Genomic DNA, 26,258 nt, shown 5'->3' with positions numbered 1-26,258 from the left:
ACGCTCGGCTGTTGACCGTCCCAATGAGATGTCCAAAACAGTAACCACGACGTCCGAGGAAGGATTCAGCGCGACGAACGAAATCCGGGACTTCGAGACGACCATCGACTCGACGGGCGAGGGCGCTCCCGACACGCTCGAGGCCCTGCTGGCCGCGTATGGTTCATGTTACGTCCCCGCGCTCCGCGTCGGCGGAGAACAACGTGGCGTTGACGACATGGGACGGATCGAAATCGACGTCAGCGGCGAGCAAAACGACGACGACAAACTCGAGTCGATCGAGTTCGACATCCAGGTCGAAGCCGACGTCGACGATGACACCGCCGAGAACGTCCTCGAGCGCGCGGACGAACTCTGCAAGGTCCACGACGCGCTGAAAAGCGAGTTGCACGCCGACAAGAGCCTCGAGGGTGGCGCGTTCTAGTCGACTGAGTCTTAGAGACGCTACAGAACCGATTAATTGAGACTCACTGGCCGATCGAACCACTGGCCGATCGAACCCACCGACCGATCGATACCAGTACTCGATTGCAGACCTCGAGGCCTGAACTGGTTTCCCCAACGACCTTACTTGCACGCTACCTTTTCACTTTATGAGTGCGCTGAGCCATCTATTGCCTTCCGGGCGTGTGTCCTCTCCGAGACGTCTAGTCCCATCGAGACGCACGTTGGCTTCGAAGCGTGTCTTACTCGCACTGGCCGTGGCGACGATGCTCGTCCTCGCCGGCTGTACCGGCATTCCGGGGACGGACGACGAAATCTCGCCGTCGACGGCCGATGTCGACGGAGAGCTCGAACTGCATCACATCGATGTCGGTCAAGCTGACGCCACGCTCCTGATCACGCCCGACGACGAGACGATCCTGATCGATACCGGCGACTGGCAGAGCGACGGATCCGACGTTATCGAGTATCTCGAGGACCGCGGCGTCTATCGCGTCGATCATCTGGTTGCGACCCACGGCCACGCCGACCACATCGGCGGCCACGCGGCGGTCATCGAACACTTCGAGGACGAGGGCGACGGCGTCGGTGCGGCCTACGATTCCGGCGTCGCGCACACGAGCCAGACCTACGACAACTACCTTGACGCGATCGAGGGACACGACGTGCAACTGTTCGAGGTCGCGGAAGGGGACGAGCTCCCGGTCGATGACGACGGGCTCGAGGCCTCGTTTCTGAACCCGCCCGAGGAAGACTCGGGGACCGACCTCCACTACAACAGCGTTGCCCTCTCGATCGAATTTGGCGAGTTTTCGTATCTCACGACGGGCGATGCCGAGGAAGACGCCGAAGAGCGAATGGCCGAACAGTGGGGTGACCACCTCGAGAGCGACGTCTATCAGGCGGGTCACCACGGTTCGTCGACCTCTTCGACCGATCCGAAACTCGACGCGTCGGCACCCGAAATCGCGGTCATCTCGAGCGCGGAAGAGTCACAGTACGACCACCCGAACGACGAGGTGCTCGAGGAGTTCGGCGAGCGCGATATCGAAACCTACTGGACCGCCGTCCACGGCGACGTGGTCGTAACGACCGACGGCGAATCGAGCGCCGTTTCGACCGAGCACGAGGGCTCAAGCGACCCCGAGGATCTGCTCGAGAAGAAATCGGAGGGCGAGGCTGGTAACGAGGACGACGCCGCAAACGTTATCCGAGACGCAGGCACCCCGATTGATACCGCCGGAGGTGTTGCACTCAGCTAATGTCGTCCAAATACACGGCCGTCCTCGACCGGATCGTCGACGGGAAAACGGCGGTGCTCCTGCTCGAGGAAGGCGGATCCGTAACCCAGGAACGAACTGTTCCAATTGAGGAGCTTCCCGCCGACGGCCAGCACGAGGGTGCCGTCTTCGAAGTTCGCGCGGACGAGGATTCGATCCTTGAGACGGCCTACAAAGCCGAAGACGAACGGGAGCGCCGCGAGCAAGCCCAGAGCCGATTCGACGACCTCTCCGAACGACTTTCGGACGAGTAGCAGGGCGGGCGGAATTCGCCTGCCGGAACCTGTAACCGACGCGATAGGAATGGGCACTTTCAAGCCCGTTCTCGAGACAGCCCTACGTATGATACGCTCGTTCAACGGGACGGAGCCCCGGATCGCAGACTCGGCCTACGTGGACGACGCCGCGGTCGTTATCGGCGACGTCGTGATCGAAGCGGACGCCAGCGTCTGGCCGAACACGACCCTGCGCGGCGATCACGGGACGATCGTGGTCGGCGAAGGTGCGAACGTCCAGGACAACGCCGTCCTCCATGAAGACGCCGAACTCGAGCCCTACTCGACGATCGGACACAGCGCGATCGTCCACAACGCGACGGTCGCCGAACGCGCGCTCGTCGGGATGAACGCGGTCGTTCTCGACGGTTCACACATCGGCGAGAAGGCCGTCGTGGCGGCGGGGAGCGTCGTGACGGAAGGAACTGACGTCTCGCCGTCGACGCTCGTCGCGGGAACCCCCGCCGAGCCCAAAACCGAAATCGAGGGCTCGAGGCTCGCAGAGACCGCCGAACGCTACGTCTCGCTCTCGAAAGAACACGCCGAAACCAGCGAGCGGTTGGACTGAGCGGGATCGCTCCGGTCGGTTAACTATACCGCCGAGACCGATCAGCAGGTCTGCCAGCCGCCGTCGACGTGGAGCAGTTCGCCCGCGACGTAGGCGGCGTCGTCGCTCGCGAGGAAGAGATAGGCTCCCGCAACGTCTTCGGGCGTTCCGGCGCGACCCAGCGGGACCGGTTTGAGCAACTCGTCGTTTTCGACCTTCTCTCGAGCCTGTTCGGCCCAGCCGTCGGTGAACTCGGTCGCGATCTGGCCCGGCGCGACGCCGTTGACCCTGATTCCGTCCTCGGCGTACTCGAGGGCGGCTCCTCGGGTGATCATCCGGACCGAACCCTTGGACGAATCGTATGAAACCTGTTCGAACTGAGCGTGATTCGAACTGATCGAGGCCGTGTTGATGATCGCGCCGGGGTCGTCCCGGTCGAGCATCTCTTCTGCGGCGATCTGCGTGCCGAAAAACGCGCCCTTCGAGTTGACGGCGTGGATGCGATCGAACTCATCGGGCGTCACGTCGGCCATCGGCTTGGGAATCTGGAGTCCGGCGTTGTTGATCATCACGTCGACGCCGCCGTACTCGCGGGCCGCCTCGACGAGCGACTCGAGCGACTCGCGTTCGGTCACGTCGGTCTCGACGTAGACACCGGTTCCGGGGCCGTCCTCGAGCAGTTCGTCCGTCGGCGTCTCGCCATCTTTGGGCTCGCGTTCGATATCGCCGTTGAGGACGGTCGCTCCGCATCCGCCGAAACGGCGTGCGATTTCGCGACCGATCCCCGAACTCGCTCCCGTGATGACGACCGTCGAGTCGCCGTAGTCGTAGGTTGGACGGACCATACCAGACATTGTCATACAATGGGCATAAATCACCGTGTCGCCTTTCGCTCCCGGAATCTGTCGACCAGTCGATTGACTCCGCCGACGAGAAGATCTCAAGCGGGTCCGAAATGGAGAACCGATCCCCGACGCCTCCCCTTTCGTCAAGTTGATAGCGCGAGAGTCCGTCACTTCGACGTGAATATGTCGTCTCTCCCCGCGGCGACTGGTATTTCGGCGGCCGGTGCGTTCGACTCGAGCGCCGGCCTCGAGGCCGCGAACCCGGCGACGATGACTCCGGCAATTACGGAATTGACGCGGGTGACGATCGTCGGCTCGATCGCACTCGTGGATCTGCTCGCGTGGGCGTCGATCGGGATTTTCGTCCTGGCCTTCGTCCTCCAGTGGCGCGGCGCGGTCGACCCCGCACGCCACGTCGCCGCGACGGCGTGGGTGTTGTTCGGATTGTTCTGGCTGTTGATGGCACCGCACTACTACTACGAGATTCAGAGCCCGCTTCAGACGTTACTGGCGCTGGTCGCGCTTCCGCTGTGTGCCTACACCGCGTACCTCCTCGTGGGCGGCCGGGAGTCGTTGTTGTTGCTCTCGAAGGCCGTCGCGATCATGGGGTTGATCTATCTTCCCGCAGAGACGATCCCGTTCGTCCGCGAATGGTTGATCGAGACAACCGCCGCCCAGACCCACTTCGGCATGGAACTGCTCGGTCACAGTCCGGGGATCGTCGAAGGGACCAACGGCTACGAGAGCCGCTTTGACTTCGACTCCGAGGAAACCGTCACGGGTCGGACGACCTACATCGTCATGGCCTGTACCGGCCTCGGCAGCATGGCCATCTTCGGCGGTCTCATCGCCGCCGTGAAAGCGCCGCTCAAACGGAAAGCGGTCGCGTTCGCCATCGCTATCGGCGTCATCTGGTTCCTCAACCTCGTCCGGAACGTCTTCATCGGCCTCGCATCGCCGTGGGGTTGGTTCCAGCAGGAGACGATCGTCCACATCATGACGACCTATCTGGGCGCGGAGGCCAATCGCGTCTCCTACCTCGTCGCCCACAACTACATCTCCCAGGTCGGATCGGTGATCGCACTCCTGGGGATCACCTACCTCCTCATCAAGATCCTCCCGGAGATTCTCGAGCCCTTAGAGGAGGTGCTCTTTATCCTCTCGGGGAACGAATACGATCTCGAGGAGGCAGTCAACGTGGACAAGACAACCGATGGTGGAGACTGAGTTATCGCTCGCCTCGCGTTCAGTTTTCGTCCCGCAGGCGGACGCACTCATCGCCGCCGATCTGCATCTGGGAAAAGGAGCCGCCTCGAGAGTCGAGGTGCCACTCGAGGATTCGGGCGACAGCATCTCCCGTCTCGAGGCGCTTCTCGAGACCCATGAGCCGTCGACAGTCGTGATCGCTGGCGATCTCTTGCACTCGTTCGATCGGGTTCCACGCGGCGTCGAATCAGCTATCCAGGAGATACGAGAGCTGATCGACGCGTTCGGCGCGTCGCTCGTCGTCACGCCCGGCAATCACGACACGATGCTCGAGGGAGTCTACGACGGAGCCGCTCGCGAGGAGTATCGACTCGAGGACGGCAAGACCGTGGTCTGTCACGGTCACGAGGAGCCGAGTTCGACGGCCGAACGGTACATCGTCGGCCACGATCACCCGGCGCTCTCGGTCGACGGACGGAAACTGCCGTGTTTTCTCTACGGACCCGGCGCGTACGACGGAGCGGACGTGCTCGTCTGTCCGGCGTTCACCCGACTCGCTCGCGGAGCGACGGTAAACGGGATGGGCGGGCGGGACTTCCAGTCGCCGCTGGTTCGTGACTCCGACGGCTTTCATCCCGCGGTTCGAGACGAAGGGAGCGAGGAGACGCTCTGGTTTCCGTCCCTCGAAGCGTGTCGAGGACTCCTCTGAGCACCGCGAGAGGAGATGTCCGCTACCAGAGATTCATTCGGACTCGTCGACGACGACTGCGCCTTTCATGCCGACAGTCTGGTGTGGGGTACAGACGTACAGGTACGTTCCCGCCTCGTCGAACTCGTGTTCGAACGTGTGGCCTTCCTCGTCCGAAAGCTCGCTTTCGAACTCGGGTTCGTCGGCGTCGCTCGCGTCTTCGATATCTTCGTCTTCCTCCGCTTCGGGGTCGTGGACGACGTCGTGCTGGCCGCCGTCGCCGGTCCACTCCCAGACCACCGTCGTCCCTTCGGAGATTCGGATCGCGGGGGGCTCAAACTTGAAGCCGTCGTCACCTGCCCCCACTTCGACGGTCACCTCGTCTTCGTCGAGTTCGTCTTCGGTCTCCTCGTAGTTATCGACGTCGTCGAACCAGTCGCCGTAATCCGGCTCGTCGCCGTCGTCGTTGTCCTCGTTTTGGGTTCCGTTCTCGTCCTCCTGTGCGAAGACTGACGAACTCACGAGTCCGCCGAGCGGAATACTCATTCCGAGCGCTTTGACGATCGTTCGCCGGTCGAGTTCTGACATACCCGCTTCTGTGCCGACGACGGTAAAACCAATATGGCCTGCATACTGCGACTCGTCCACGAGTTGGCAACAGTCAGTTGAACGAACGTCGATCGAATCTCCCCTCGATTCGTTCGAATCGGTTGCTCGAGTCAGTTTGTCGAATCCGATTTCGAGTCGTCGTCGCCAGCCAGCGGCTCGTCCTCGGTCGCTATCTCTTCGACTTTCTCCTCGACCTTTTCTTCGACGGTCTCTTCGACCGTCTCGTCGACAGTTTCGTCCACCTTTTCGTCGACGGTCTCTTCGACCTTTTCTTCGACCGTCTCGTCAACCGTTTTCTCGACTTTCTCTTCGACCGTTTCGTCTACCGTCTCGTCTACCGTCTCAACGACCTTCTCGTCGACCGTCTCGTCAACAGTCTCGACGACTTTTTCGTCGACCGTTTTCTCGACTTTCTCCTCGACCGTTTCGTCTACCGTCTCGTCGACTTTCTCGTCGACGGTTTCTTCGACCGTCTCGTCAACCGTCTCATCGACCTTCTGATCGACAGTCTCCTCGACTTCTTCCGTTCGGGGTCGTCTATCGACGCGATCGTTCACCGACTCGAGTTTGTCAATGACTTCGTCGACTTCTCGAGTGAGCGTTTCCTCGACGTTCTGTGTAACCTCCGCGGTCATCCACTCCGGATCGAACCGAGCCATCTTCCAGACGACGTGGATAACGTAGGAGATCAACACGCCAAGCCCGAACGCGATACCGACCTCGGTTCCGACGAAGTTGATGAGCACGATCGAGACGAAAATCATTATACCGTAGGCGAGGTCGACCAGGAAATCGATTCTGGACGGATTCACTGTTCACCACCTTGAAGAGCGTATCTACGTGACATATTCGATGAAATACCTCTTACCGCTACTTACCGCTCGAGCGTTAATAGTCATGTGTTCGATTGCGTGGACAAAAACAGTCGGCACGAAACGGTGATTCGAACTCGCTGTGAACCGCCTTGATTATCCGTAGAAGAATGCCAAAATCGGTCGCCAGCCACACCACGAACTCTGCGAGTGCGGATCGAAATGACGCCGTCACTCGAATTCTCGTTCGCTTTAGGGTCCGCTCGAGTTACTTTCGTTTCAGATCCCGGCGACGAATCTGAGAACGAGTCCGAGGAGAATAGTGACGATTCCCGCGATCGTCGCGATTGGCGGAATCGGGATGAGCAAAAAGACGACTCCGAGAAGGATCACGACCGTGGAAATTTGGATCACACCGGGAATTCAAGAGGTCAATATATATGGATGAGGCAGGCACGTGCAACCCCGAGCCGTCTCGCGAAAAGGCCTCTATTCTGTATGAAACGTCCTCCGCAGGTATTTCACCCCGGCTTCCGTTGTCGACGTATGGTCGAAGCGAACGTTCACCTGCTCGAACGCGGCACGATAACGACCGACGCTAACAACATTCTCGAAGGGCACATGGTGGGTTCGGCGGCGGATCCGAACCCGGAAACGGTGATGGCCGACGGGCCGGTGTACAACCTCGTCATCGAACATCCGGAGGGAACGATCCTCTGGGATACGGGCTCCCATCCCGAGGCGGATTCGGGCCACTGGCCCGCCGAACTGTACGCGGCGTTCGAACACACCGGGCTTTGCCCACTCGAGGAGGACCTCGAGACGGCGGGCTTTGCCCTCGCGGATATCGACTACGTGATCCAGACGCACCTCCACCTCGACCACGCGGGCGGGCTCTACGCCTTCGAAGGGACCGATACGCCGATTTTCGTCCACGAGCGAGAGTTCAAGTTCGCCTATTACAGCGCGAAAACGGACGCGGGAAGCGACGCCTACATCGGCGCTGACTTCGACAGAGACCTCAACTGGCGTATCGTCCACGGCGAACGCGAACAGCACTTCACCGATCTCGAGTTCCTTCACCTTCCCGGCCACACGCCCGGATTACTGGGCGTTCGACTCGATCTCGATGGTGCTGGAACCGTAATCCTCGCGGGCGATCAAGCCTATACGCGGGAGAACTACGACGAGGGCCACCCAATGGGCGGGGACCTCCTCTGGAGCAAGCGGGCGTGGGTCGAGAGCCGACGATTCCTCGAGGACGAACAACGCCGGAGCGACGCCATCGTGCTTTGTGGCCACGACGAGCGGGACCTCGAGACGATCCGGAACGAGTTGTGACGCCGGAAGGGGTTCGACGATACCGGAAGCCGTTGGTAAGAGAATACGCCGTTCGATTCGACGCTCGTTCTCCCGATGGAAGCCAGGCCGAACGGCTTGTTCGCCGGCGCGAACATATCAACTAATCATTCTATTTGGTTGCGAACTCGAGTGTAGTCTGATGTGACCTAATACCGTGGCAGAAGGTTTCTCCCACCACATTTGGCCATAATATTGAAACACATAACAGGGAACGAATGTGTATGTGCTGTCTCACGAGTGTGGAACGTGAAACGGGTGCTGGAGAATGGAACGGATGATCGAGGGTGGTAGAAGACGCCACTTTCTCTCGGCGGCGACTGGCGGCGGGCTGGCTGCCCTAGGTGGGTGTGTCGCAAACGTATTTTCGAACGACGAAGGCGAGGACCGACCGCCCCTCTCCGAGCGGACGCTCCGATACGGCGTCGTGCTTCCGCTATCCGGAGGCCTCGAGTCGATGGGCGAATCGCTCTCGAACGCGACCAACCTCCCGAGAGCCGAGCTCGAGGCGTCGGATCTCGACGCGCGTATCGAAACCGAGACGGCCGACTCCGAAACGGTTCCCGCGGCTGGGGTCGACGCCGCGGCGACGCTGATCGACGAGGGGTATCCGGCCATCGTCGGTGCGGCGGCATCCGACGTCTCGCTGCAGATGACCCAACAGGCGACGATCCCGGAGGCGGTCGTGTCCTGTTCACCGGCGAGTACGTCACCGACGATGTCGATTCTCAACGATCGGGGCTACTCGTTTCGGACGGCTCCGGACGACTCGTTGCAGGCCGTCGTCGCCGCGCAGTTAGCAACGTCCGAACACGACGCAACGACTGCAGCAACCCTGTACACGGCGGGCGATTATGGTCGCCAGCTCTCTGGAGCTTTTTCGGCGTCGTTCGACGGCGAAATTCAGCGACAGGTCCCGTTCGCCGGGGAGCGTGAGTCCTACGAGGAACCATTGAGCGAGGCGCTGGCGGACGATCCGGACATTCTCTTTCTCATCTGCTATCCCGAGAGCGGGATCGCCCTGCTCGAGGAGTACTACGCCGATCACCAGGGCGAGGAGACGGTTTTCGTCAGCGACGCGTTGCAGGAGGACGCTGTTTCCGAGGGGGTCGACGATCCGATGGCGAACGTCTTCGGAACCGCGCCGATGTCGACCGGTCCCGGCCAAGACGCGTTCACCTCGCTCTATCGCGAGGAGTACGGAGTCGACCCGGACGTGTTCACCGCGAACAGCTACGACGCCGCGGCGACCATACTGCTGGCGAACGCCGCCGCAGGAGCGAACGACGGTGCGGCGATCGCCGAGCGGATGGCCGACGTAACCGAAGGCGACGGAGCGGAGATCTTGCCGGGCGAACTCGCCGACGGTATCGAACTCGCCGCGGCGGGTGAACCGGTCCGGTATCGGGGTGCGGCAGGCGAAATCGAGTTCGACGAAAACGGCGACGGCGGCTCCGTCGAGTACGAGTACTTCAGATTCGAATCCGACGGGATCTCCGTTCTCGGCGAACGGACGCCGGGGGAGGGAGCCCAATGACCGATACCGACCCGACGACCGCCGTCGATCCGTCGAACGAAGCCGGAGTCGGCTCGAGCGATACTCCGGATTCCGACGGACCGTCCGGAACTGTCGGCTCGATCGTGAGCCGACTCTCGAGCGCCGTGCCGTCCGCGATTCGCGGGAGTTTCAGAGCCAAGTTCGTCATCTCGATTCTCTTGATCATCGTCGTCCTCTCGGTCGTCGGCGGACTGGGTTACGTCGACGCAGAAAATACCGTCGAGAACGACGCCGAGGAACAGCTCACGGCGACGGTCGACATGCACGCCGATTCGATCAACGAGTGGATGATCTCGATGGAGTCACAGACTCGATCCGTCTCCTCGTCCTCGGAGCTGGCGGGTACCGAAGCGGAAGCGGCCGAAGCGCAAGTTATTCAGGAACAGGCGACGCTCCCCGTCGACGTCAGAGAAGTCCACGTTATCGACACCAACGAGGACGAAGTCCTGACGAGTACGAACGGGGAACTCCGGGATGAGTCGCTCTCGAGCGTCGACGAGCCGTGGACTGACATTGAGCCCGGCGTCGACCTGACGGCGGCTAACGATGTCTGGCACTCGCCGACCGCCTATCAGTCCGGGACCCTCGACGATCAGGTGATGTCCTTTGCGAGCCCGGTCGAAGGTGACGAAGCGCGGATCGCCGTCGTCGTCGGGACGATCGAGTACCGCGTGGACGGGCTCCAGCAACTCCACGAGGATCAGGAGACGATGATCGTAACTACCGACGGCGAGACGGTCCTCGCGAGCGACGAACTCGGCGGTGACCCCGACGAGGAAATCATCGAAGAACTCGGAACGGTTCGTGACGGGACCGCGTTCGACCGCGGCGACGACGACCTGGTGACTGCCTACGCGGCAACCGCGGACAACAACTGGGTTGCGGTCACCACGGTTCCCGAAGAACAGGCCTTCGCCGCGAGCGATGCGGTCGGCTGGAGCGTCCTCTTCGTCATCGGCGCGGGGGTCATTTCGTTGTTGCTGGGCTGTTACTTCCTTGCCCGACAGACCGTGACGCCCCTGGAGGATCTCCGAAACCGTGCCGAGCGAATGGAAAACGGAGATCTCTCGGTGGATCTCCAGACGGATCGGATCGACGAAGTGGGTCAACTGTACCGGGCGTTCGACGAGATGCGCGAAACGCTTCGGACGCAGATCACCGAAGCTGAGCAGGCTCAGACTGAAGCCGAAGCCTCGAGAGCCGAGGCCGAGACCGCGCAGGCGGAAGCCGAAGCCGCACAGGAGGAAGCCGAAGCAGAACGCGAGCACGTACAAACGGTGATGGACGACCTCCAGCGTGCGGCCGATCAGTACAGCACGACCATGCGGGCCGCGGCCGAGGGCGATCTCACCGTTCGCGCAGACGTTCGGATCGACAACGAACAGATGGCTGAAATCGGCCGTGAGTTCAACCAGATGTTAGCGGAGATGGAAGGGGCGGTCGCAGACGTCAAACAGTTCGCAAACGACGTTACGGCGGCGAGCGAGCAGGTCAATGCCTCGAGCACGGAGGTCCAACACGCGAGTGAACAGGTCGCCGAATCGATTCAGGAGATTTCCGATGTCTCCGAGCGACAGAGCGAAAAACTCCAGACGCTCGAATCGGAACTGGCCGGACTCTCCGCGAGCACGGAAGAGATCGCCTCGACGGCGACGCAGGTCGAAACCGTCGCGGAACGAACCGTCGACTCGAGCCACCGCGGCCGAGAAGCCGCCGAAGAGGCGATTTCGGAGATGAACGAGGTCGAGACCGAAGCGGAGCGGGCCGTCGACACGATTCGATCGCTCGAGGCGGAAGTCGAGCAGATCGACGAACTCGTCGAAGCGATTTCGGACGTGGCCGATCAGACCAACCTGTTGGCCCTGAACGCCAGTATCGAAGCGGCTCGAGCAGGTAACGGCGGCAACTCCGATGGGTTCGGAACGGTCGCCCAGGAGATCAAGAGTCTCTCGGCCGACGCAAAAGAGACTGCGGGCGAAATCGAGACGCGAATCGAGACGATCCGCGAGCGGACCGACGAATCCGTCCGCGTCGTCGAGGAAACGAGCGACCGAGTCCAGCAGGGGACCGAGGCCGTCGAGCCGGCGGTCGAATCGCTAACCGAGATTGCTGACTACGCCGAGGAAACGAACGGCGGCGTCCAGGAAATCTCCACCGCGACGGAAGAACAATCCGCGTCGACCGAACAGATGGTCTCTGCCGTCGACGAAATCGCCACGAGCAGCGAAGAATCCGCCGCGGAAGCCGGAAACGTCTCCGCGGCCGCCGAAGAACAGACGGCGTCGCTCACCGGCGTCACGGAGAACGTCAACAGCCTCGCACAGCAGGCTGGGGAGCTCTCGGATACACTCGAGCGCTTCGATACGGACGTGGCGGATGCCCGCGGCGGTCAGTCCGCCCGTTCGACCGAATCCGCGGCGACCGATGGCGGTTACTCGACAGGGAGCAGGTAGGCTCGAGCAGCGGAACTCGAGAATCGGTGATCGTCAGATACCGGCCGAGAACCGACGATAGCGGAATTCTGAAACACGATCGAACGGCTCACCATCCTCAATTGATCCGGTCGCCGAGAACGCCGACGAGAATCATTAGGAAGACCAGCACCGATGCGAGCGCGCTGATTTCCGGCGTGAGTCCCGTCTGAATCTCGTTGTAGATGATCACCGGAACGGTCGTCGTCCCCGGTGCGACCAGAAACTGCGTCGCGGTGAACTCGCCGAAGGAGATGGCGAAGGCGAGCAAGGTGCCGGCCGTGATCGCTGGCGCGAGGATGGGAAGCGTGACGTTCACCACCGTCTCGAGACGTGTCGCGCCCAGAGTCATTGAAGCGTCCTCAAGCTGGTCGTCGAAGGTCAATAGTCGCGCCCGAACGATCAGGAAGACGAACGGGAACGTGAGGATCGTGTGCGCGAGGATGATTCGGGAATAGCCGGCGGGGATCCCAACACTCGCTCCGAACCGGAGCAGGGCGAGCCCGGCGATCACCGGCGAAATCATGATCGGCAACAGCATGACCGTCGCCAGCGTCTCCTTTCTCGATATGTCGCTCCTGACGAAGCCGAAGGCGGTAGCCGTTCCGATCACCCCTGCCAGAGCCGACGCAACCGTCGCGATGATCGTACTGTTGACCACCGCGTCGAAGATGCGCTGGTTCTGGGCGAGCGAGACGTACCACTCGAGGGTGATCCCGTTCGTCGGGAGCGTCGGCGCGGGACTGTCCGCAACGGAGGTGAGCACGACGATGCCGACCGGAACGAGCAGGAGCGAGTAAATGAACAGGAGACAAAACCAAGTACCGACTCTCGAGAGGAGCGACCGTATCGTCTCGTCGAACCGTCTCGTCCGGCGATCCGTATCGATGGTGCTCATAGTTCGCCGAGCACCTCCGAGATGTTCGCGACGTGATTGAACAGCCCGACGAGGAGTAGGAGGGCGGCGGTGAAGATGACCGAGAAGGCCGCCGAGAGCTCGATGCTGTAGGTCGTCGCGTCCTCGATGTAGTTGGCCATCATCGCGTCACCAGGTCCGCCGAGAATGTCCGGTGCGAGGAACGACCCCGCGGCAAGAATAAAGACGAACAGCGTCGCGGCCACGATTCCGGACAGGCTCAACGGAAGCATGATCGTCCGGAACGTTTCGAACGGTGACGCACCGAGGATGTGCGAGGCGTCGAGGAGTTCGTCGTCGATAGATCGAAGCGAGTTGTACATCGGTAAGATCGCGAACGGGAGCAACGCGCTGACCAGTCCGATAATGACCCCCGGCGTCGAATAGAGGACGCCGAAATCGGTCCCGAAAATCTCCTGAACCGGCCCCGTCGGAAGGAAAAAGAGGTTGACGCCGAAGTAGCGGATGATGATCGCGATCCACAGCGGTAAGAGCACCAACGAGAGCAACAGAATCGGCCGGTTTGATCTGAACGCGATGTAGTAAGCGATCGTATACCCCAGCACGAGACAGATGATCGTGGTAACGAACGCGTATGCGAGCGTCCGGCCCAGGCCGTACAGATAGACCGTACTGAGCGCACGTTCGTAGTGTTCGAACAGGCTTCCGTCGCCGAAGTTGAGGCTCTCGATCAACAAGAATCCGACCGGGAGGACGAAAAAGACGGTCAGCCACAGGAGGCCGAGCCCCACGAGGGCTCGAGCCGAAATAGCGGTACGGACACGCGTGGTTACGCCCCACGACGGCAGGCGGACGATCCTCATACGACGATCACGTCCGTCGGGTCGAACCGGAGCCTGACGGCGTCTTCCGGCCGAATGTCGTGAGTCGAATCGGCGTACGCTGTGACCTGTTTTCCGTCCGCGAGCGACGCCTCGACCTCGTTTCGATGCCCGAGGTACTCGACGGTTCGAACCGTCGCGGTGAACGCGTTCGAGCCGTCGACTGGAGCGGGATCGGAATCCTCGAGGACCCGAGCGGGGTCAGAGCCCTCGAGCGGTTCGACGTCGATCGATTCGGGACGGACGTACAGCGAAAGCTCCTCGCGGGCACCGAGCTCGAGGCCGTCCAATCGACTCCGATCGATCTCGACCTCGATGGTACCGCGTTCGTCGGTGCAATCGGTGACGACCGACAGCGTCCGGGATTCCGTTCCCGAATCGCTCTCCTTGGGGTCGTCGACCGCAGAGGACGCCACATCCCCAGCCGCTTCGTCTGCGCTCGCGGAGCCGTCAGTCGCCACTCGCCTCGAGCGGTCGGTCGGAAGCCGTCCGCAGAACCGCGTCGACTGCCCGACGAACTCGGCGACGAACTCGCTCGCCGGGTTTCGATACAGCTCCTTCGGGGAGCCGACCTGCTCTCGTTTCCCCTCGTTCATGACGACGACGCGATCGGACATCGAGAGCGCTTCTGCCTGATCGTGGGTGACGTTCAGCGTCGTGACGCCGACTTCCTGCTGGATCGTCCTGATCTCGTTTCGCATCTCTTCGCGCAACACCCGATCGAGTCCGGTCAACGGTTCGTCCAGCAGGAGGATGTCGGGCTCGTAGGCGAGCGCTCGAGCCAGAGAGAGCCGCCGTTGCTGGCCGCCGCTGAGTTCGCTCGGGCTGTGGTCGTGGTGGTCCGAAAGTTGGACGAGTTCGAGAAACCGATCGACCTGTTCGTCGTGGTCGACGGCGTCGAACCCCTGCATCGTGAGACCGTACTCGATGTTCTCGGCCGCGGTCATATGCGGGAACAGCGCAGAGTGCTGGAAGACGAAGCCGATGTTTCGATCGTTCGGCGACGTGTCGGTGACGTCCTCGCCGCGGAGCGAAACCGTCCCCGCGGTCGGCTCGACGAGCCCGGCGATCGCGTGGAGGGTGGTGCTCTTTCCACAGCCGCTCGGCCCGAGAAGCGTGACGAACTCGCCGCGTTCGATTCGAACGGAGAGTTCGTCGACGGCGAGCAACGATCCGTACGACTTCGTGAGTCCGGTGACTTCTAGCATATGTGTCTATATAGCACGGTTTGCTCGATCGAGGTTTCACTCCGCCTTGATTTCGTTGAACGTCTGTTCGATATCCGCGAGATGTGGAATCACCGCTTCCCAGTCGAACCAGACGATATCGTCGGTCTCTAGGGACTCGAACCGGTCGTTCATCACGTCGTGGTCTCCCTCGAGCGGAATCGGGTAGTAGTGGTGTTCGGTCATCTCGGTCGCGACCTCCTCCTGGTAGAGCCAGTTCAGAAGGTCGTGAACCTCGTCTTTCATGTCACTCTCGTCGATGATCGAGAACGCGACCGACCAGGTGATACAGCCCTCCTCAGGAATCACGTAGTCCACGGGGTGATCGTCGTGATACAGCGATTCGATCCGACCGCCCCACGCGGAGGAGACGAACGCCTGCTCTTCGCGCATGTCCTGCATGAACTGGTCGGCGGCCTGCCAGTGGTTGTAGACGTTCTGGTCCTGTTCGCGCATTTCCTGTTCGACCTCGGCGTACATGTCGTCGTCCTCGACGGCCTCCTCCGGAAGATAGCCGAGCGCCGCACAGGCGTTGCCAAACCGTGTCGGCGCGCTGTCGAAGAGCGTCACGCGGCCGTCCAGATTGGGGTCTTTGATGTCCTCCCACGACGTGATCTCGTCGACTTCCTCCGTATTGTACCCCAACCCCCTGTGCCGACACGTGATAGAACAGTCCCTGATCGTGACCCTCGAGAAACGGCGCGGTTCGCCACTCTTCCATGATGTTCTCCGTGTAGTTCGGCACCTCGTCAAGGTCAATTTCGGCCAGCATCTCGCCGTCGTGGTTTACCTCGTTCAGTCCGAATCCGTACGGCGAGAGGGTCACCATGTCGTACTGGCCGGGGTCCTGATCGAGGAGTTCGAACATTTCGGTATCCTCGGCCGCCTCCGTGTGTTCGATCTCGATGTCGTTTTCGTCTTCCCACTCCGCGAGTACCTCGCGTTCGGCCTCCTGAATAATTCCGCCCCGATTGAGGTACGTGATCGTGTCGCCACTTCCGAGACACCCCGAAAGCGTGGTTAACGCGACGCTCGAGCCGACGGCACTAACGAACGCTCGCCGGCCCACACTCACATTCTTTGGCCTTCCAATATTTCCGTTTCGTCTAAATATATTATTAACGTTATTTTTTCTCCTTTTTGAGTTAGTTTCGTTTTTCATTTTGGCCTGATCGCTTACCAGCGATTATCTAACCTATTCGAACCAACCCTATTAAACATGAGGTTAGATAACACGCAACGATTATGAGATGAAAACGAATTGCTATCGACGAGACGCGCGGCTGTCCGTCGTCGAAACGCCGGCATCGGACGACTATCTGTCGGTGACGCGAATCCGAAAGAAAATTTGGAATTCTCCGCAAGAAGCTGACTGAAATCGGTCACATCGTTTCCGCCGACGGAACGACCGACTCGAGATCGACCTCGCTCGCGGTCAGTTGATACTCGCCGTCGTCAACTTCTGCTAGACCCTCGTGAACGAGGTGGTCGAGATGGGCGAAGGCCTCACCCGGCCCGTGAACGATGTGAATCCCCTCGAGTTCGCCGAAGAGTTCCGCGCTGACGGTCCAGGGGTCGGCGGGCCCGTGTTCGGAGAGAACGTCGATGACTCGTTCGGTCCGCTCCCGGTGGTGGTCGATGATCGTCAGCGCCCGATCCGTCGGCTCATCGATCGGGTCCCGGTGACCGGGCCAGACGCGGTCGTAGTCCCGGTCGACGATCGCCTCCAGCGTCTCGAGGTACGTCGCGAGCGGGCGCTCGACGCGAACGTCCGCTCCGCCGACGTTGGGCGTGTAGACTGGCAAAATGACGTCGCCGACGAAGGCTTCGTTTCGCTCTGTGAGTTCGTAGCAACACAACCCTAACGCGTGCCCGGGAGCGTGAACCGTCTCGAGGGTCACGCCGCCTACCTCGAGGACGTCGCCGTCCTCGATCGGCGTCACGGTCGGGTGGGTGTCGTTCAATCCGGTAACCGCCTCGACGACGCTCAGGAGGTCTTCCTGTTTCGACTCGGGAACGCCCCACGTCTCGAGGTACTCCCGTCGACGCTGGTCGAGCGCGGCGATTGTTTCCTCATCGCCCTCGATGATCGACGCGTCGGCTTCATGGGCGTAGACGGTCGCGTCGCTCTCGGACTGGATTTCACCGGCGAGTCCGGCGTGATCGGTGTGAAAGTGAGTGAGCACGATGTCGTCGATATCGGCGAATTCGTAGCCGTATTCGGCGAGTCCCTCGCGAAGATCCTCTCTGACACCCACCGTTGCGATACCGGTATCGACGAGCGCGAGTTCGTCCCCCTCGTGTAACACGTACGCGTTGTTTTGGCCTTCGAACTCGTTGTTTCCCAGCGTGATTCGGTCCATGGGTTAATGACACACAGCCCCGGCTAATAACCGGCCCGATTGCGGAACTGGGGTTCCGCGAGTTCGAAGCGAGAACTCGTCAAAAACGGAGACCGTCGGCGGTTCTGTCTCGTCTATTCTTCGAGTTCGGCCCGCAACAGCTGATTGACGTCGCCGGGGTCGGCGCTGCCGCCGGTCTTTTGCATGACCTGTCCGACGAGGAAGTTGATCGCGCCGTCATCGCCGCTCTCGTAGTCCTCGACGGCGTCAGGGTTCTCCTCGATGGCCTCGACGACGGCCGACTGAACCTCGTCGTCGTCGGTCTTGCCGAGTCCCGCCTCCTCGACGATCGAATCCGGATCCTGTTCGTCGTCGAGCATATCTCGAAGCACCGTTTCCCGCGCGTTTTTCGCCGTGATCTCGTCTTCGGCGACGAGTTCGACGAGTCGGGTGACTTCCTCGAGTCGGTCCTCGATGTCCGTGATCTCCATGTCGCGGTAGTTGAGTTCGCCGAGCAGGTTGTCCGCGACCCACGTCGCCGCGAGGTCGGGATCGAACTCGTCGGCGATGGTCTCGTAGAAATCCGCGACCTGTTTGGTCGATGTGAGCTTCGATGCCGCCTCCTCGTTCAGGTCGTATTCGGACCGGAACCGCTCGCGTCGGGCGGTCGGAAGCTCCGGAATCGAAATCTCGTCCTTCCAGTGGGAGACCCGAAGCGGCGGCAGGTCGGCTTCCTCGAAGTACCGATAATCCTTCTCCTCTTCTTTCGAGCGCATCGAGACCGTAATCCCACGGCTCTCGTCCCAGTGGCGCGTCTCCTGTTCGACAACGCGCCCGCGCTTGATGGCGTTTTTCTGTCGAGTCTCCTCGTAGGCCAGGGCCTTTTCGGCACCCTTGTGACTCGAGATATTCTTGACTTCCGTGCGGTTTGCGGCCTCGAGTGCGTCAATTCCGATCTCGCCGTTTTCGTTGGCCTCCTCTCCGTCGATAATCGAGAGGTTGGCGTCGATGCGTAGGCTCCCGTCTCGGCCGGCGTCGAAGACGCCGAGGTACTCGAGGACCTCCTCGAGTTCGGCGAGGAACGCCCGCACTTCGGAAGCGCTCCGGAAGTCGGGTGCCGTGACGATTTCCATCAGTGGCGTGCCGGCCCGGTTGTAGTCGACGAGCGTGTAGTCGGCGGTGTCGATGCTCCCGCCGACGTGCTGGAGGCTCCCGGGGTCTTCCTCGAGGTGGGCCCGCTCGATGCGAACGTCGCGCCGTTCGCCTTCGACGGCAATCTCGAGTTCGCCCTCCTGACAGATCGGCTCGTCGTACTGGGTGATCTGGAAGTTCTTCGGCAGGTCGGGGTAGTAGTAGTTCTTCCGGTGAAAGCGCGTCTCCTCGGGAATCTCCGCGTCGATGGCCTTGCCGATCTTGACGGCCGCTTCGACGGCTCCCTCGTTCAACACTGGCAACGCGCCGGGCAGTCCGAGACAGACCGGACAGACGTTCTCGTTGGGGTCGTCGGTCTGCTCGGTCGAACAGCGACAGAAGATCTTCGTGTCGGTTTCCAGTTGGACGTGGACCTCGAGGCCGATGACGGTGACGAGGTCGCCCTGCTGGACGGTCTGGGCAGTCATTGAATGCCGATTCGACCCGACGGGGGTAAAGCGTAACGGGATCTGGACGACAGCCATTTGCCAGTCTCGGCCATCGCACATCGGACGAACGACCAGCCCGTATCGGGACTGTATGAATGGTAGCGCACAACAAACATGAGGAGCGATACCCTACGTTCTCTATGGAGCTCCCCACCTGGTTTCGCGATTTGCCGACGTGGGCGACCGTCCTGAGCGTGCTACTTGGAGCACTCGTTGTGATGACGGGGCTCTCGATGGTCCTCGGCGTCGTCTTCGCGGGCGTCGCTCTCGGCGTCGAACTCGGCAGTATCGCTCTCGGAGTCGTTGCCGCGCTGTTCGGACTGGCGATCCTGCTCGTTCCCGCCGTCGTCGCCTTCATGGTACTCTCGAGCGACGACGAAGACAACGAAGACGACGAGTCGACCGAGAAAGCGGACCCGATCGAGACGCTCCAGCAGCGATACGCGAACGGGGAAATCGACGAAGAAACGTTCGAAGCGCGCCTCGATGCGCTCCTCGAGGAGCAGGACGAGGATGGTCCGCGCCGAACCGATCGAAACCCGCGTGCGGAGGCCGGTGGCGATACACATCTTTCCGAAGATGATACACACGCCTCCGAGGATCCGAGACCGGACGATGTCCTCCTCGACGAGGGCTAATTGCCGCGGCAGCGATACGCGAACGGAAAAGACGAGAATTGTCGGCTTCTCTGTTTGAAACCGTCGACCCGCTCGAGCGAACTGCCGGTCCTCCCTCGTTCACTGCGCGTTAGTGTTCGTCGTCAGTCTCGTCCTCACCAGCGGCCGGCATGGGGCCGATAGTCACTTCCGCCGTTCCGAACGGCTCGAGGGGTTTCTCGAACGTCGCAGTGAGTTCGGTGTTCGGGAAGAATCCGATGACGGACGCGGTTTCGTCGCCGCCGTTGGAGAGGCCGTGCGGTTCCATTTCGGGGACGACCGCACACTGTCCAGCCTCGATGTCGATCGTTTCGTCGCCGATCGTCGCCTCGACTCTCCCGGCCGTTACGACGAGCAGTTCCTCGTTGCTATCCCGATGGGACGGAAGGTAGTTTCCCGGTTCAATCTCGAGAGAGACGATCATCATCTCCTCGGCGCGTCCGCTCGCGTTCGGCGCGCCGGGCGTCAACGGGAAGTAACCGCGGACTCGAGCGCGTTCGTCGCCCTCCTGATAGACGTCCATCCCCTCGAATCGGGTGAGGTCGACCGCTCGAGCCGGTTCGTGCTGTCTTTTCGATGTTGTTGCCATGATTTGCTCACCGTGATGATTGCGGACCGTCGCGCACAGTCGTGAAAATGCCGACGAGATGGGCGGCCTGAATCACGTGCTACTACGCCCGCTCAGACTATAACGGTTTTTCACGGTAACGGGAGGAACCGATCGACCGACAGGACGAGAAACTGGCCCGACTCCGGCGAGCACCTACGCACTTCGAGGGGCACCCAGCCGAGCCCTTATCTCGCCTTCTCGAGTCCCTCGAGCGCCCCCGGATTCTCGATGCTGTCCATATCGCCGAGTTCCTCGCCCGTATAGGTCGCCTCGATGGCCCGGCGGATGATTTTCCCCGACTGCGTTTTGGGGAACTCGTCGACGAAGAGGATCTCTCGCGGTCTGAACGGCTTTCCGAGCTCCTCGCCGACCTGTGTGCGCAGCCCCTCTCGCAGCTCGTCGCTCTCCTCGAGACCGTCTTCGACGATGACGTAGGTGACGACCGCGGTGCCGGTCGTCTCGTCGGGAACGCCCACTGCGGCGGCCTGATTGACCGCCTGGTGGTCGATAAGCACACCCTCGACTTCGGCGGGGCCGACCTTCCGCCCGGCCACGTTCAGCGCGTCGTCGGCCCGGCCGTGGAGGAACCAGAAGCCGTCCTCGTCCATCTGAGCCCAGTCGCCGTGGTTCCACAGCGGCGGCTCTGTGAACGTCGACCAGTACTCCTCGAGATACCGGTCGTCACCTGACCAGAGGGATTTCGTCATCGACGGACAGGAGTCTCGAGCGACCAGAAATCCCCGGTCGCGGTCATCTTTGACTGACTCCCCGTTCGCGTCGACGATGTCGATGTCCATTCCGAGACCGGGCCCGCCCAGCGTGCAGGGTTTGAGCGGCTCCGTCGGCATCGGCATGAGGAAACAGCCACAAATTTCGGTGCCGCCGGAGATGTTGATGATCGGACACTCGCCGTCGCCCACGCGCTCGTAGAACCAGCGCCAGGATTCGGGGTCCCACGGCTCGCCCGTCGACCCAAGGATTCGTAGCGAGGAGAGGTCGTGGCCCTCGAGCCACTCTTCTCCATGCTTTCGAAGGGCCCGAATCGCCGTCGGCGAGATGCCGAACTGCGTGAGGCCGTGTCGGTCGATCACCTCCCAGAACCGGTCGGGATTCGGATAATCTGGCGCGCCCTCGTACATGAAGACCGTGCCGCCGAACGTGTGGACGCCGATCAGCGTCCAGGGACCCATCATCCAGCCGATGTCGCTCACCCAGAAGAACCGATCCGCGGGTTGCAGGTCGAACCCGAAGTGGAGTTCTTTCGCACACTGCAGTTGCACGCCTGCGTGGGTGTGGACGATCCCTTTCGGCGTCCCCGTCGTCCCCGAGGAGTACAGTAGCATCGACTCCCGACCCGACTCGAGGGATTTCGTCTCGTAGCTATCGTCTTGGGCCTCGATGGCGTCGACCCACCACTCGTCGCGGTCGTCGGACCAGGGAATTTGGTGCTTACTATGTTCCTCACTCGAGCCCAGTCGATCGTAGACGATCGTCCGCTCGACGTGTCCGGCCTGCTCGATCGCCTCGTCCGCAGTTGATTTGAGGGAGACGGGGTCGCCGCGTCGGAGAAAGCCGTCGCCGGTGAACAGCACCGAACACTCGGCGTCCTCGAGTCGCGTCGCGACGGCGTCGACGCCGAAGCCGGAGAAGATCGGCACGGCGATCGCACCGACCTTGAAACAGCCATAGAGGATCGAGACGACCTCCGGAACCATCGGCATGTAGAGCCCGACGGTGTCGCCCGTTTCGATCCCCCGCTCCTCGAGCGCGTTGGCGACCTGATTCGACCCTCGGTGGAGTTCGTGGTAGGTAACTTCCCGGACCTCGCCGTCCTCGCCCTCCCAGATCGTCGCGAGTCGGTTTCGTGCCGCCTCGTCCACCGCGGCGTGTCGGTCGACGACGTTGTGGGCCACGTTGAGCTTTCCGCCCGGATACCAGTCGGTGAACTGCGGTCCCTCGCTGTCGTCTCTAACTGACTCGTAGGGCTCGAAGAAGTCGATTTCGAGATAGTCGACGAGTTCGTCCCAGAACCAGTCGACGCCGCTTTCCTCGACGCCCTCGAGTTCCGTCGTCGTGCGTTCGATCAGGTCGTCGTAGTCGGCGATATCGTGCTCGCGCATGAACGCCGCGACGTTCGTCGACTCGACGAACGACTTGCTGGGTCGGTGGACCACTTCGTCGACGTCCTCGAGACCGGAGTGTTCGGACATTGTTACTCGTATACACGATATCAAGCCCTCGGACAATAAGTCCTCACCGAGCGTTTCGTTCCGCGAGCCGAACCCGTTGGTCCTCGAGATCGAAGAACGCCGTTTCGTATCCCTCGTGTCGCGAGAGTTGGGGCGGCGTCTCGAGCGAAATCGAAACCTCGTCGCCAACTTGAAACGCCTCGATCTCGAGATCGGCTCCGTAGTGATGCTCGAGATCGGGCCCGATCGCTTCGGTGAGTTCCTCGCTCGCAATTTCGCCCCCGTCTCGCGTGACGGTCGCCGAAAGCGAGGCAAAGGGGAGTATACAGCGGTTGTACGCGGTTCGGGGCGAGATCGCGAGATAGGTCTTGTCCGTCCCACCTACGCCGGCCGCCTCGGTCGCCTCGGCCGCCTCGGTCGCGCGCTCCGGCGGTGACGACAACGTCGATATCCCTGCCGGCGGCGACGCCGCCGTACGCGCCGGGAAGCGACGACAAGTTGGGCGTAATTGAGGGCGGCGGGTGGGTGTGGTGGTCGTCGCGTGATTCGTACGCACCGCCCTGCGACCCGTTCATCAACTCGAGCGCGTCCGAATCGCCCCGTCCGTCCTCGATGTCGAGTAGCGTCCGCTCGAGCGAATCAATCGCCTCGCTCGAGTACTCGAACTCGACCTCGAGCGTCGCCGGGGGTTCGAATCGGTCGCCGAACTCGCCCAGTCGCTGGGAGAGCATCGGCCAGAGCCGTCGGTCAATGAGGCTGTCGCTGTTGCGCCGAATCGACACCGCGATATCCGGTTGGAAGCACCATTTCGGTTTCCTCGTCCCAGACGCTCGCCATTAAGTGAATCGCGTGGTCCGATCGCAGATCCGCTCGGCTTTGCTCATCGCCGGTTACGGTCCAGAACGAGTGCGGGCGAGTTGCGAACAGGGCGACCGCGTACTCGTCCGCGGTCTCGAGCCCGTCGGTCGTCATCTCGTCGATTTTCGGCGGGACGTAGATGCCCGCCGGCGGATCGACGACGAGTTCTCGCCAGGCGTCCTCGCGTCGGAGCGACTCGAGACACCCGGCCGTACTCGTCCCGAGGACGCCACAGCCACACGCCGCGAGAAGTTTTCGCCGTCGCATCGCTGGTGGGTTGCTACGCCGGCGAGAGTGATAGCACGGCGGCCTGCAGATACGCCAAACGACAGTCGCGAGACGGGCTCGTCTCTCCGTTTTCCGTCTCGAGAAGACGAGTCGAGACGTGAACGCTTAACAGATGGGGTCCCGGAGGTACGTCCATGCAACGAGGTGTCTTCGGTGGTTAGTCGTACCGGATTGGGGCGGTTCGTGATCGTCGCCGCCTGCACGGCGGTGTTCGCGATCGCCGGCGTCGGGCTGTTCGTCGTCGTTCCCGAATCGCTCACGCAGCTGTTCGGTATCCTCCTGGCGCTCGCGGTCGTCGTCATTGGGATCCGAATCGCGGGCAACATCGCGCGTTCGATGTTCCCCGGGTACAACGTCGCGGAAGTCGCCGTTGACGGTCCGATCAGTCGTGACGGCGGCGGCGGCCCGCTTCCCTCGAGCCCGAGCGCGACCCCGGCGGACGACATCGTCGACCAGATCGACCGGGCGAACGAGGACGGCAACGTCGACGCGCTGTTGGTGAAGCTGAACACGCCGGGCGGCGAGGTCGTCCCGAGCGACGACATCAGGCTCGCGGCCGAGCGGTTCGACGGGCCGACGATTGCCTACACGACGGATCTCTGTGCTAGCGGCGGCTATTGGATCGCAAGCGGTTGCGACGAACTGTGGGCTCGAGACGCGAGCATCGTCGGCTCGATCGGCGTCATCGGCTCTCGAGTCAACGCAACCGGCCTCGCCGAAAAGGTCGGGCTCTCCTACGAGCGATTCGCCGCGGGCGACTTCAAGGATGCCGGCACGCCACTCAAAGAGATGGACGACGACGAACGCGCGTACTTACAGGGGCTGATCGACGACTACTACGAGACGTTCGTCGAACGGGTCAGCGACGGTCGCGACATAGACGCCGAACTGGTTCGCGAAACCGAAGCCCGGATCTACCTCGGCGAGGACGCCCACGAGATGGGTCTCGTCGACGAACTCGGCACGAAACGGGACCTCGAGGACGAACTGGCGGATCGATTGGCGATCGACGACGTGACGATCGAGGAGTTTGAGCCGCCGCAGCCGCTGATGCGAAGGGTCGGTGGCGGCGCCCAACAGGTCGCCTACGCCTTCGGTGCCGGGATTTCGGGAATCGCGGAGGATCGGGGCTTCCGGCTTCGAACCTGATCGACACGATTCCCGGCAAACGGGAACCCGTTTCGAGCCTGAATCCGCTCGTAGACGAGCGAAAGAGTACATGGTTTTATCGTGGCAGGGCGTCGAACATCTACCGTGACTACGCTGGTCATCTGTCTCGACCGGACCGACGAGGTCGGCCGCCGAACCGGCCTCCAGTCCCCGATCGTCGGCTGGGAGGCAGTGCGCGCGCTCGTGACTGATGTCGGACTCGCGGATCCCGAGGACTCCGGAGTAAACTGTTTGCTCGAGTCTCTCCGGGTCGCCCAGAACCTTCGAGACGAGAACGAAGAGACCGTCGTCGCGGTCGTTTCGGGCGAACGCGATTCGATGGTCTCGGCGGATCGAGCCGTCGCGCGCCAGTTGGACGAACTCATCGCAGAGCATGATCCGGATTCGGCGGTTGTCGTCATCGACAGCGCCGAAGACGAACGCCTGGTGCCGGTCGTCGAGAGCCGCGTGCAGGTCGACTCGGTCGATCGGGTCGTCGTTCGACAGGCCAGGGACATCGAGTCGACGTACTACCTGCTCAAGCAATTTCTCGCGGACGAGGAACTTCGCCAGACGGTGCTGGTACCGATCGGGCTCACCTTACTCGTGTTTCCGATGCTGGCGACCGTCTTCGGCCCCGCGGTGGGTGCGGCCGCGATCACGACCGTCATCGGGCTCTTCCTGTTGTACAAGGGGTTCAACATCGACGAACTCATGACCGGATTCGCACACCAGATTAGGGAGTCGCTGTACACGGGGCAGGTGTCGATCGTCACCTACGTCGTCGCCGCCGGGCTCACCTTCGTCGGCATCTTTGCCGGTGCGCTGGGCATTTCCGGCCTCGAGGAGCCCCAGAGCGGGGAGGTACTTATCCCCGCCGCCACGTTCGCCTTCGAGGGGGTCCCGTGGCTCGCCGCAGCTGCGCTTACCGCGAGCGCCGGGCGCCTGCTCGACGAAATCATCGGCGAACGGCCGTTGCGGGCGTCCTATCTCAACCTTCCCTTTATCGTCATCGCGATCGGACTCGTCGTTCGCGGCTTTTCGGCGTACTTCCTCGAGACTCAGGGCGAGATCGGTCCGCTGACGGTTCCTGATCTCTACCTCGGTTGGCGATCGGTCGAGAGCTTCCAGATAACCGCCGGCGAACGCCTCGCGATCTTTGTCGTGGCCGGCTTCCTCGTGAGTCTGATCGGCGTCCGAATCGCCTCCTCGTTCAGTGGCACCGTCCCGGAGGACGAACCGGACGCCGACTCCGAGCAGACTCGAGACGCCGACGCGACTGCGGCGGAACTGACCGATCCCGGTTCGGAATCCGAACTCACGGACGGCGGTGCACGATCGAAGACGGGAACCGACGAGAGCTCCGGCGGCCACGGAACGGACGAGGGCACGAACGCGGATCAGTAGGGACCACGTCGCCGCGCACTCGGCATCCATTTATTCCCGGC

27 protein-coding genes are annotated in these 26,258 nt (G+C 61.8%); 13 read left to right on the top strand and 14 right to left on the bottom strand.

Annotated features, from left to right (window positions below; all coding sequences use genetic code 11):
* Positions 1–28 precede the first annotated feature (28 nt).
* The 4 genes from ACYQ14_RS05790 to ACYQ14_RS05775 all read left to right on the top strand — a co-directional run bounded on the left by ACYQ14_RS05790 (position 29) and on the right by ACYQ14_RS05775 (position 2,567).
* Positions 29–424: an OsmC family protein gene (locus ACYQ14_RS05790; protein WP_459885816.1), complete on the top strand. Its 396-nt coding sequence runs from the start codon at positions 29–31 to the stop codon at positions 422–424.
* 286 nt (positions 425–710) lie between these two features.
* A complete protein-coding gene (locus ACYQ14_RS05785) occupies positions 711–1,706 on the top strand; it encodes a ComEC/Rec2 family competence protein (RefSeq protein ID WP_459889994.1) in 996 nt (331 codons plus the stop codon).
* Positions 1,706–1,978: a DUF3006 domain-containing protein gene (locus tag ACYQ14_RS05780; protein ID WP_459885813.1), complete on the top strand. Its 273-nt coding sequence runs from the start codon at positions 1,706–1,708 to the stop codon at positions 1,976–1,978. Before ACYQ14_RS05785 ends, ACYQ14_RS05780 begins: the two co-directional genes overlap by 1 nt.
* Positions 1,979–2,066: 88 nt before the next feature.
* Positions 2,067–2,567: a gamma carbonic anhydrase family protein gene (locus ACYQ14_RS05775; RefSeq protein WP_459885810.1), complete on the top strand. Its 501-nt coding sequence runs from the start codon at positions 2,067–2,069 to the stop codon at positions 2,565–2,567.
* Positions 2,568–2,608: 41 nt separating this feature from the next.
* On the opposite strand, the gene ACYQ14_RS05770 is transcribed toward ACYQ14_RS05775, so the two are convergent.
* On the bottom strand, positions 2,609–3,391 hold the full coding sequence (locus ACYQ14_RS05770; RefSeq protein WP_459885807.1) for an SDR family NAD(P)-dependent oxidoreductase: 783 nt from the start codon (positions 3,389–3,391) through the stop codon (positions 2,609–2,611).
* Between the two features lie 183 nt (positions 3,392–3,574).
* On the opposite strand from ACYQ14_RS05770, the gene artA reads away from it, so the two are divergent.
* On the top strand, positions 3,575–4,618 hold the full coding sequence (gene artA, locus ACYQ14_RS05765; protein ID WP_459885804.1) for an archaeosortase A: 1,044 nt from the start codon (positions 3,575–3,577) through the stop codon (positions 4,616–4,618).
* Complete coding sequence (locus ACYQ14_RS05760; RefSeq protein ID WP_459885801.1) at positions 4,605–5,306, top strand: metallophosphoesterase; 702 nt, start codon at positions 4,605–4,607, stop codon at positions 5,304–5,306. Before artA ends, ACYQ14_RS05760 begins: the two co-directional genes overlap by 14 nt.
* Positions 5,307–5,339: 33 nt before the next feature.
* On the opposite strand, the gene ACYQ14_RS05755 is transcribed toward ACYQ14_RS05760, so the two are convergent.
* The 3 genes from ACYQ14_RS05755 to ACYQ14_RS05745 form a co-directional block, all read right to left on the bottom strand.
* Positions 5,340–5,873, bottom strand: coding sequence for a halocyanin domain-containing protein (locus ACYQ14_RS05755; RefSeq protein ID WP_459885798.1), 534 nt, complete (start codon positions 5,871–5,873; stop codon positions 5,340–5,342).
* Between the two features lie 131 nt (positions 5,874–6,004).
* Positions 6,005–6,658 carry a hypothetical protein gene (locus tag ACYQ14_RS05750; RefSeq protein ID WP_459885795.1) on the bottom strand — a complete coding sequence of 218 codons (654 nt, stop codon included), beginning with the start codon at positions 6,656–6,658 and terminating at the stop codon, positions 6,005–6,007.
* Between the two features lie 327 nt (positions 6,659–6,985).
* On the bottom strand, positions 6,986–7,120 hold the full coding sequence (locus ACYQ14_RS05745) for a transporter (RefSeq protein ID WP_283834486.1): 135 nt from the start codon (positions 7,118–7,120) through the stop codon (positions 6,986–6,988).
* 132 nt (positions 7,121–7,252) lie between these two features.
* On the opposite strand from ACYQ14_RS05745, the gene ACYQ14_RS05740 reads away from it, so the two are divergent.
* The 3 genes from ACYQ14_RS05740 (at position 7,253) to ACYQ14_RS05730 (ending at position 12,076) form a co-directional block, all read left to right on the top strand.
* Positions 7,253–8,047 carry an N-acyl homoserine lactonase family protein gene (locus tag ACYQ14_RS05740; RefSeq protein ID WP_459885792.1) on the top strand — a complete coding sequence of 265 codons (795 nt, stop codon included), beginning with the start codon at positions 7,253–7,255 and terminating at the stop codon, positions 8,045–8,047.
* A 295-nt stretch (positions 8,048–8,342) separates the two neighbouring features.
* Positions 8,343–9,602: an ABC transporter substrate-binding protein gene (locus tag ACYQ14_RS05735; RefSeq protein WP_459885789.1), complete on the top strand. Its 1,260-nt coding sequence runs from the start codon at positions 8,343–8,345 to the stop codon at positions 9,600–9,602.
* Positions 9,599–12,076 carry a methyl-accepting chemotaxis protein gene (locus tag ACYQ14_RS05730; RefSeq protein WP_459885786.1) on the top strand — a complete coding sequence of 826 codons (2,478 nt, stop codon included), beginning with the start codon at positions 9,599–9,601 and terminating at the stop codon, positions 12,074–12,076. The genes ACYQ14_RS05735 and ACYQ14_RS05730 overlap by 4 nt, the downstream gene beginning before the upstream one ends.
* A 97-nt stretch (positions 12,077–12,173) precedes the next feature.
* On the opposite strand, the gene ACYQ14_RS05725 is transcribed toward ACYQ14_RS05730, so the two are convergent.
* From ACYQ14_RS05725 to ACYQ14_RS05710, 4 genes are read right to left on the bottom strand one after another with little or no spacing between them, the layout of a single operon-like run.
* Positions 12,174–12,992 (bottom strand): ABC transporter permease, encoded by an 819-nt coding sequence (locus tag ACYQ14_RS05725; protein WP_459885783.1) that lies wholly within the window; start codon positions 12,990–12,992, stop codon positions 12,174–12,176.
* On the bottom strand, positions 12,989–13,834 hold the full coding sequence (locus tag ACYQ14_RS05720; protein ID WP_459885780.1) for an ABC transporter permease: 846 nt from the start codon (positions 13,832–13,834) through the stop codon (positions 12,989–12,991). Before ACYQ14_RS05720 ends, ACYQ14_RS05725 begins: the two co-directional genes overlap by 4 nt.
* Positions 13,831–15,060 carry an ABC transporter ATP-binding protein gene (locus ACYQ14_RS05715; RefSeq protein WP_459885777.1) on the bottom strand — a complete coding sequence of 410 codons (1,230 nt, stop codon included), beginning with the start codon at positions 15,058–15,060 and terminating at the stop codon, positions 13,831–13,833. The genes ACYQ14_RS05720 and ACYQ14_RS05715 overlap by 4 nt, the downstream gene beginning before the upstream one ends.
* A 36-nt stretch (positions 15,061–15,096) precedes the next feature.
* Positions 15,097–15,723, bottom strand: a complete 627-nt coding sequence (locus ACYQ14_RS05710) for an ABC transporter substrate-binding protein (protein ID WP_459885774.1) — start codon at positions 15,721–15,723, stop codon at positions 15,097–15,099.
* Between the two features lie 16 nt (positions 15,724–15,739).
* Here ACYQ14_RS05710 and ACYQ14_RS05705 point away from each other — a divergent pair, with 16 nt between their 5' ends.
* On the top strand, positions 15,740–16,102 hold the full coding sequence (locus ACYQ14_RS05705) for a hypothetical protein (protein ID WP_459885771.1): 363 nt from the start codon (positions 15,740–15,742) through the stop codon (positions 16,100–16,102).
* 358 nt (positions 16,103–16,460) lie between these two features.
* Here ACYQ14_RS05705 and ACYQ14_RS05700 read toward each other — a convergent pair whose 3' ends face one another.
* Both ACYQ14_RS05700 and gatB read right to left on the bottom strand, forming a co-directional pair.
* A complete protein-coding gene (locus ACYQ14_RS05700) occupies positions 16,461–17,441 on the bottom strand; it encodes an MBL fold metallo-hydrolase (RefSeq protein ID WP_459885769.1) in 981 nt (326 codons plus the stop codon).
* 113 nt (positions 17,442–17,554) lie between these two features.
* Complete coding sequence (gene gatB, locus ACYQ14_RS05695) at positions 17,555–19,039, bottom strand: Asp-tRNA(Asn)/Glu-tRNA(Gln) amidotransferase subunit GatB (protein ID WP_459885766.1); 1,485 nt, start codon at positions 19,037–19,039, stop codon at positions 17,555–17,557.
* 161 nt (positions 19,040–19,200) lie between these two features.
* Here gatB and ACYQ14_RS05690 point away from each other — a divergent pair, with 161 nt between their 5' ends.
* Positions 19,201–19,698, top strand: a complete 498-nt coding sequence (locus ACYQ14_RS05690) for an SHOCT domain-containing protein (protein ID WP_459885763.1) — start codon at positions 19,201–19,203, stop codon at positions 19,696–19,698.
* Positions 19,699–19,807: 109 nt separating this feature from the next.
* Here the strand turns inward: ACYQ14_RS05690 and ACYQ14_RS05685 are convergent, their stop codons facing one another.
* The 4 genes from ACYQ14_RS05685 to ACYQ14_RS05670 all read right to left on the bottom strand — a co-directional run bounded on the left by ACYQ14_RS05685 (position 19,808) and on the right by ACYQ14_RS05670 (position 23,640).
* Positions 19,808–20,305, bottom strand: a complete 498-nt coding sequence (locus ACYQ14_RS05685) for a cupin domain-containing protein (RefSeq protein ID WP_459885761.1) — start codon at positions 20,303–20,305, stop codon at positions 19,808–19,810.
* 206 nt (positions 20,306–20,511) lie between these two features.
* Positions 20,512–22,536: an AMP-binding protein gene (locus ACYQ14_RS05680; protein WP_459885758.1), complete on the bottom strand. Its 2,025-nt coding sequence runs from the start codon at positions 22,534–22,536 to the stop codon at positions 20,512–20,514.
* Between the two features lie 43 nt (positions 22,537–22,579).
* Positions 22,580–22,957, bottom strand: a complete 378-nt coding sequence (locus tag ACYQ14_RS05675) for a DUF7350 domain-containing protein (protein WP_459885755.1) — start codon at positions 22,955–22,957, stop codon at positions 22,580–22,582.
* A gap of 305 nt (positions 22,958–23,262) precedes the next feature.
* Positions 23,263–23,640 carry a hypothetical protein gene (locus tag ACYQ14_RS05670; RefSeq protein ID WP_459885752.1) on the bottom strand — a complete coding sequence of 126 codons (378 nt, stop codon included), beginning with the start codon at positions 23,638–23,640 and terminating at the stop codon, positions 23,263–23,265.
* A 174-nt stretch (positions 23,641–23,814) separates the two neighbouring features.
* Here ACYQ14_RS05670 and sppA point away from each other — a divergent pair, with 174 nt between their 5' ends.
* Together sppA and ACYQ14_RS05660 are read left to right on the top strand one after the other, a co-directional pair.
* Positions 23,815–24,810: a signal peptide peptidase SppA gene (sppA, locus tag ACYQ14_RS05665; protein WP_459885749.1), complete on the top strand. Its 996-nt coding sequence runs from the start codon at positions 23,815–23,817 to the stop codon at positions 24,808–24,810.
* Positions 24,811–24,915: 105 nt separating this feature from the next.
* On the top strand, positions 24,916–26,217 hold the full coding sequence (locus ACYQ14_RS05660; RefSeq protein ID WP_459885746.1) for a DUF373 family protein: 1,302 nt from the start codon (positions 24,916–24,918) through the stop codon (positions 26,215–26,217).
* Positions 26,218–26,258: the final 41 nt, after the last annotated feature.

This window comes from Halostagnicola bangensis (assembly GCF_054653435.1).
The sequence above is the reverse complement of the archived record's forward strand: the minus strand, read 5'-3'. Positions and strand labels throughout refer to the sequence as shown.

Excerpts from the sequence above, each read along its gene's own strand:
- ACYQ14_RS05715 (WP_459885777.1), bottom strand. The coding sequence starts at position 15,060 with ATGCTAGAAGTCACCGGACTCACGAAGTCGTACGGATCGTTGCTCGCC.
- ACYQ14_RS05735 (WP_459885789.1), top strand. The coding sequence starts at position 8,343 with ATGATCGAGGGTGGTAGAAGACGCCACTTTCTCTCGGCGGCGACTGGC.
- ACYQ14_RS05680 (WP_459885758.1), bottom strand. The coding sequence starts at position 22,536 with ATGTCCGAACACTCCGGTCTCGAGGACGTCGACGAAGTGGTCCACCGA.
- ACYQ14_RS05700 (WP_459885769.1), bottom strand. The coding sequence starts at position 17,441 with ATGGACCGAATCACGCTGGGAAACAACGAGTTCGAAGGCCAAAACAAC.
- ACYQ14_RS05690 (WP_459885763.1), top strand. The coding sequence starts at position 19,201 with ATGGAGCTCCCCACCTGGTTTCGCGATTTGCCGACGTGGGCGACCGTC.
- ACYQ14_RS05670 (WP_459885752.1), bottom strand. The coding sequence starts at position 23,640 with ATGCGACGGCGAAAACTTCTCGCGGCGTGTGGCTGTGGCGTCCTCGGG.
- ACYQ14_RS05785 (WP_459889994.1), top strand. The coding sequence starts at position 711 with ATGCTCGTCCTCGCCGGCTGTACCGGCATTCCGGGGACGGACGACGAA.
- artA (WP_459885804.1), top strand. The coding sequence starts at position 3,575 with ATGTCGTCTCTCCCCGCGGCGACTGGTATTTCGGCGGCCGGTGCGTTC.
- ACYQ14_RS05725 (WP_459885783.1), bottom strand. The coding sequence starts at position 12,992 with ATGAGCACCATCGATACGGATCGCCGGACGAGACGGTTCGACGAGACG.
- ACYQ14_RS05685 (WP_459885761.1), bottom strand. The coding sequence starts at position 20,305 with ATGGCAACAACATCGAAAAGACAGCACGAACCGGCTCGAGCGGTCGAC.
- ACYQ14_RS05790 (WP_459885816.1), top strand. The coding sequence starts at position 29 with ATGTCCAAAACAGTAACCACGACGTCCGAGGAAGGATTCAGCGCGACG.
- ACYQ14_RS05770 (WP_459885807.1), bottom strand. The coding sequence starts at position 3,391 with ATGGTCCGTCCAACCTACGACTACGGCGACTCGACGGTCGTCATCACG.
- ACYQ14_RS05750 (WP_459885795.1), bottom strand. The coding sequence starts at position 6,658 with ATGATTTTCGTCTCGATCGTGCTCATCAACTTCGTCGGAACCGAGGTC.
- ACYQ14_RS05740 (WP_459885792.1), top strand. The coding sequence starts at position 7,253 with ATGGTCGAAGCGAACGTTCACCTGCTCGAACGCGGCACGATAACGACC.
- ACYQ14_RS05780 (WP_459885813.1), top strand. The coding sequence starts at position 1,706 with ATGTCGTCCAAATACACGGCCGTCCTCGACCGGATCGTCGACGGGAAA.
- ACYQ14_RS05760 (WP_459885801.1), top strand. The coding sequence starts at position 4,605 with ATGGTGGAGACTGAGTTATCGCTCGCCTCGCGTTCAGTTTTCGTCCCG.
- ACYQ14_RS05775 (WP_459885810.1), top strand. The coding sequence starts at position 2,067 with ATGATACGCTCGTTCAACGGGACGGAGCCCCGGATCGCAGACTCGGCC.
- ACYQ14_RS05720 (WP_459885780.1), bottom strand. The coding sequence starts at position 13,834 with ATGAGGATCGTCCGCCTGCCGTCGTGGGGCGTAACCACGCGTGTCCGT.
- gatB (WP_459885766.1), bottom strand. The coding sequence starts at position 19,039 with ATGACTGCCCAGACCGTCCAGCAGGGCGACCTCGTCACCGTCATCGGC.
- ACYQ14_RS05755 (WP_459885798.1), bottom strand. The coding sequence starts at position 5,873 with ATGTCAGAACTCGACCGGCGAACGATCGTCAAAGCGCTCGGAATGAGT.
- ACYQ14_RS05730 (WP_459885786.1), top strand. The coding sequence starts at position 9,599 with ATGACCGATACCGACCCGACGACCGCCGTCGATCCGTCGAACGAAGCC.